This is a genomic window from Ruegeria sp. AI2 (assembly GCF_056541275.1).
In genome coordinates this window covers 1-860 of sequence record NZ_JBQFYB010000069.1, presented here as the reverse complement: position 1 = coordinate 860, position 860 = coordinate 1, and the positions used below count along the sequence as shown (strand labels likewise).

Here is an 860-nt window from a genome sequence, read left to right as displayed (position 1 = left end):
GCACGCCTGAGGCATTGGCGCGACTGCACGAGATGGGCCTGACATTGGCCATGGTCACGGGGGACAACTCGCGCACGGCCCAGGCGTTGGCGGCCCGGCTGGGCATCGATCATGTGACCGCTGACGTGCTGCCGGATGGTAAGCTGGACGCAATAAACGCACTGCGCGATGAGTATGGGACCTTGGCGTTTGTCGGCGATGGGATCAACGATGCGCCAGCGCTGGCATCTGCCGATATCGGTATTGCCATCGGCACAGGAACGGATGTCGCCATTGAAACGGCCGACGTGGTCCTGATGTCGGGTGATCTGCGCGGCGTGGCAAATGCGGTCGAGATCAGCCGCCGGACCATGCGCAATATCCGCCAGAACCTGGGATGGGCGTTTGGATACAACGTCTTGCTGATCCCTGTGGCCGCTGGTGTTCTCTACCCCTTCGGCGGCCACCTGCTGTCACCGGCACTGGCCGCCGGGGCTATGGCGTTGTCGAGTGTCTTTGTAGTGTCGAACGCCCTGCGCCTGCGACGCATACGCGCGAGCGTCCCGGAAACCGCTGAGACCGCGACCGGGGAGGTCCACGCATGAATATCGGAAATGTCGCCACCCGCACCGGCCTGCCTGCCAAAACCATCCGGTACTACGAAGACATCAAGCTGATCAAACCGCAGCGCGACGAAAACGGGTATCGTCGGTTCCGCGAGCAGGATGTCCACAAGCTGAACTTTCTGGGGCGCGCCCGCGCATTGGGGTTCACGATAGAAGACTGCCGAACTCTGCTGGCGCTGTACGAGGATGAGACCCGCGCCAGCGCCGATGTCAAGCGGGTCGCACGGGACCATCTGGCGCAGATCCAAGCCAAGA

The 860-nt window shown here is 62.7% G+C and carries 2 protein-coding genes; both read left to right on the top strand.

The features are described 5' to 3' along the window. On the top strand, positions 1–584 hold a 584-nt coding region (locus tag ACR0LL_RS21200), incomplete at its 5' end, for an HAD-IC family P-type ATPase (protein WP_480589288.1). Next, positions 581–860, top strand: a 280-nt coding sequence (locus ACR0LL_RS21195; protein WP_480589286.1) for a MerR family transcriptional regulator, incomplete at its 3' end; no start/stop codon positions are given. The genes ACR0LL_RS21200 and ACR0LL_RS21195, both read left to right, overlap by 4 nt.